This window comes from Streptomyces katrae, from assembly GCF_000966975.1.
GTDB lineage: Bacteria > Actinomycetota > Actinomycetes > Streptomycetales > Streptomycetaceae > Streptomyces > Streptomyces katrae.
The window spans coordinates 1-3,857 of record NZ_JZWV01000481.1 but is presented as its reverse complement, the minus strand read 5'-3'; the positions used below and the strand labels follow the sequence as shown (position 1 = coordinate 3,857).

The window sequence follows — 3,857 nt, the reverse complement described above, 5'->3', positions numbered from 1 at the left end:
GACGTGCCCAGGCAGGTGGACCACGAGGAGCGGCGCCGGCTGATCGCCGGGGCGGTGTGCCGGCTCGCGGACGAGAGCGGGCTGGAGGGCGTGACCCTGCGCGACGTCGCGGGGCGGGCCGGGGTGTCGATGGGCGCCGTCCAGCGCTGCTTCCGCACCAAGGAGGAGATGCTGCTGTTCACCCTCGGGCACATCGGCGAGCTGATCGCCGAACGGGTGAGGGCCCGGCTGGTGCGGAGCCCGGCCCAGTCGGCGGCCTCCGCCCTCGGCCACGCGGCCACGGAGGTGGCCCTGCTGCGCGAGGAGCACCGGGCGGAGGCCAGGGTCTGGCTCGCTTTCGTGGCGCAGGCGGCGGTCAGCGCTCCGCTGGCCGAGTCGCTCAGGACGAACTACGCGGCCCTGGAGGCGATGTTCGCCCGCCTCCTGGCGGAAGCCGCCGCGGACGGGCCCGCCGGCGTCCCCCCGGCCCCACGGCAGCAGGCCCGCACCCTGCTCGCCCTCGCGGACGGCCTCACCACGCACGTCCTCATCGGACACCTCACCGCGCACCAGGCCCAGGAGGTCCTGCACGGGCACCTGGCCGGGCTCTGGGGGCACGAGGGCGCCGGCGGAGCGGGCGGAGCCGGTGAAGACCCCCCGTCCGGGCTGTGAAAGAGTGCCTGGGGCATCGATTCCACCAGGACAGCAGGACAGGGGCACCCCAGCATGAACACAGCCGGCCAGCTCGACCACCGGGCGGCCGTGGCGGCGGAGGCCGCCCGGTTCGCGGACCTGGTACGGGGTGCCGACATGACGGCCCCCGTGCCCACCTGCCCCGGATGGGACCTGACCGATCTGGTGCGGCACGCCGGGAGCGTGCACCGGTGGTTCACGGTGCTGCTGCGCCGGCGCATCCAGGCGCCGCCCACCAGCCGTGAGGTGGACCTGCGCCTGCCCGAGCGGGCGGACGGTTACGCCGACTGGCTGGCCGAGGGCGCCGCCGAGGCGGCGGAGGTGTTCGCGGAGACCGACCTGGACGCACCCATGTGGGTCTGGGGCGCCGACGGCCACGCGCGTTTCTGGGTGCGCAGGATGGCTTTCGAGACCCTGCTCCACCGGGTCGACGCCGAGCGGGCGCTGGGGCTGCCGTCGGCGGTCGACCGCGAACTGGCCCGGGACGGCGTGGACGAGTTCCTCGTCAATCTGCCCTACGCCACGCTCTTCGCGCCCAAGGTGGCCAACCTGCGCGGAGCGGACCGCACCCTGCGCTTCGAGTGCGCGGACACGGACGGCTCGTGGCTGGTCCGGCTGCGCCCCGACGGCTTCGGCCTGGTCACGGACGGCACCGCGGCCGATTCCCCCGCCGACGCCGTGGTCCGCGCACCGGCCGCCGACCTGCTCCTGTTCCTGTACGGCCGCCTGGACCGCTCGGCGGCGTCGGTGGAGACCGGCGGGGACGAGGAGCTGCTGGACCTCTGGACCGCGAACTCGGAGTTCTGAGCGCCGCCCGCAGGAGCGGGGGCACACGATGCGGATCGCCACGGGGTGTGTCAGCGTGGGGAAGGACACGTCCCGCGAGGGGCGAGCAGGCCTGACGTGCTTCTCGTCGCCGCGGTCCGCGGCCTCGGGCTGAAGGGATCCTCTCGTGGCGTCTCCCGGCGATCCGCCGTCCCCCGCCCTCTCGGCCGAGGTCGCTCCCGCTCGGGGCGGACCGCCCGGGGAGGGTCCGACGCACACCTGGGCGGTGGGCCTGCTGATGGCGGCGGCCCCCTGCTCGGTGCGCGAGGCGAAGCAGATCCTGCTGGCGGCGGCCGAGCTGGCCCGGGTAACGGCGGTGGAGGTGGCGGCGGCGATGGTCGCCGGCACCCTCGGGATGCCGATGCCCGTACGGATCGAACGGGCCCTGCACCGGGCGCTGGAGGCGGCCCGCACCCCCGTCCGCCCGGGCGCGGCCCAGACGGTGGGGATCCAGCCGAGCCGGCTGCGCACGGAGGAGGTCCTGTCCCGCCTGCGCGGCTGCCAGGCCCGTCTGGCGGCCGCCCCGACGGACCCGGGCACCCTGAGGGCGATGGACGACGTCGCCTACACCCTCTGCGTCCTGATGGGCCGCCCCAGCACGCACCAGGCGGTCCTGGCGGCGGAGGAACACCTGTCGTCCGCCTCCGAGTAGGGCCTCCTCCCGGGCCCCGCGTCGGGGCCCGGGGGCGGGGTCACCAGCGGACGGGCAGCTTCTTCACACCGCGGATCAGCATGCCGGGGATCCAGGGCAGCTCCGCCTCTTCGGCGTCGACGGCGAGATCCGGGAACCGTTCCAGCAGCGAGCGCAGGGCGATACGGCCCTCCAGACGGGCGAGCGGGGCGCCGAGACAGTAGTGCAGCCCGTGCCCGAAGGCGATGTGACCGCGGGCGTCGCGCCGGATGTCGAAGCGGTCGGGCTCCTTGAACCGGTCCGGGTCGCGGTCGGCGTCGGCCATGGCGATCAGGACGACGGATCCCTTCGGGACGACCACGCCGCCCATCTCCACGTCCTCCAGGACCAGGCGCTCGGTGCAGGTCTCGACCGGGCCGTCGTAGCGGAGCATCTCCTCGATCGCCCCGTCGAGCAGGCCGAGGTCCGCGCGCAGGTCGGCGAGCTGGTCGGGGTGGGCGAACAGGGCGCGCATCCCGTTGCCGATCATGTTGACGGTGGTCTCGTGACCGGCGATGAGCAGCAGCACGCACATGCCGATCAGCTCGGACGGCGAGAGCCGGTCGCCGCCCTCGTCTACGGCATGGATCATGGCGCTGAGCAGGTCGTCGCCGGGCTCGGTGCGCTTGGCGTCGATGAGGCTCGTCAGGTAGCGCGGCATGGCCTCGTAGGCGGCGGCCTGCGCCTCCGGGCTGGTACGGGCGGTCATCTCGTTCGACCAGTTCCGGAAGGACTCGCGGTCGAGTTCGGGAACGCCGAGCAGCTCGCAGATGACGGTCATGGGCAGCGGGAAGGCGAAGGCGTCCACCAGGTCCGCCCGACGGTCCCCGTTCGCCTCCATGGCGTCGAGCAGTTCGTCGGTGATCTGCTGGACGCGCGGGGCCAGTGCCTCGATGCGGCGCGGGGTGAACTCGCGGGCCACCAGGCGGCGGAGCCGGGTGTGGTCCGGCGGGTCGGACATGAGCATGTGGGCGAGGGAAGGGTCGTCCTGCTCGGTGTTGATGATCTGGCCGATGTCCCCGGAACGGCGCCAGTCGCGGCTCAGCCGCGGGTCGGTGAAGGCCGCACGGCAGGCCTCGTGTCCCACGACCAGCCAGACCTGTTCGCCGTCCGGCGTGCGGACGTGGTGGACGGGGCCGCGCTCGCGCAGCTGCGCGTAGACCGGGTACGGGTCGCGGACGAAGTCCGGACTCAGCTCCAGCAGGTCGACCATCTCGGACCCAAGCGCCATTTCAATCCCCCTGGTTGCACGTGTTGCGTATTACGGTCGCACGCCGAAACGTGTGTACTCCACAGTAGTCAGGGAACGGCCGGAGGGAAGGGCCGGGCCCTCCCCCGCTGCCGCGGAGACGGCGGGGAAGGGCTCAGGGGGTGTGGGGTTGCTCGTGCGACTCCCTTGTCAGCAGCCGAAGTTGATGCGCCGGAAGGTGGCGTAGTGGTCGGCGGTGTAGTAGTCCTCCTGGTACTGCTGCCCCGTGACGATCCGCCGGGCGCCGCGGGTCGGCGAGCCGGGCGTGATCACCGTGTACTCGTGGTAGTAGCCGGTCGTCCGGCCCGGCAGGACCTGCTCGCGGTTCTGGAAGACGATGCCGTCCTGGGAGTACGGGAACGGGCCGCCCTGGTCTATGAGTTCGAGGGTGTCGTACGCCTCGTCGGGCAGCGCGGTGTAGCAGACGCTGCCGACCGAGGC

At 73.2% G+C, this 3,857-nt stretch carries 5 protein-coding genes; 3 read left to right on the top strand and 2 right to left on the bottom strand.

Annotation, left to right across the window (positions count from 1 at the left end; genetic code table 11):
- Nucleotides 1-3: 3 nt before the first annotated feature.
- The 3 genes from VR44_RS17815 to VR44_RS41310 all read left to right on the top strand — a co-directional run bounded on the left by VR44_RS17815 (nucleotide 4) and on the right by VR44_RS41310 (nucleotide 2,149).
- Nucleotides 4-651: a TetR/AcrR family transcriptional regulator gene (locus tag VR44_RS17815; protein ID WP_045948506.1), complete on the top strand. Its 648-nt coding sequence runs from the start codon at nucleotides 4-6 to the stop codon at nucleotides 649-651.
- Between the two features lie 54 nt (nucleotides 652-705).
- Nucleotides 706-1,479: a maleylpyruvate isomerase family mycothiol-dependent enzyme gene (locus VR44_RS17810; protein ID WP_045948505.1), complete on the top strand. Its 774-nt coding sequence runs from the start codon at nucleotides 706-708 to the stop codon at nucleotides 1,477-1,479.
- 145 nt (nucleotides 1,480-1,624) lie between these two features.
- Nucleotides 1,625-2,149 (top strand): DUF5133 domain-containing protein, encoded by a 525-nt coding sequence (locus tag VR44_RS41310; RefSeq protein ID WP_157880343.1) that lies wholly within the window; start codon nucleotides 1,625-1,627, stop codon nucleotides 2,147-2,149.
- Nucleotides 2,150-2,189: 40 nt separating this feature from the next.
- On the opposite strand, the gene VR44_RS17800 is transcribed toward VR44_RS41310, so the two are convergent.
- Nucleotides 2,190-3,398, bottom strand: coding sequence for a cytochrome P450 family protein (locus VR44_RS17800; RefSeq protein WP_045948504.1), 1,209 nt, complete (start codon nucleotides 3,396-3,398; stop codon nucleotides 2,190-2,192).
- Between the two features lie 168 nt (nucleotides 3,399-3,566).
- The coding region (locus VR44_RS17795; RefSeq protein WP_045948503.1) for a guanyl-specific ribonuclease at nucleotides 3,567-3,857 on the bottom strand (291 nt) is incomplete at its 5' end.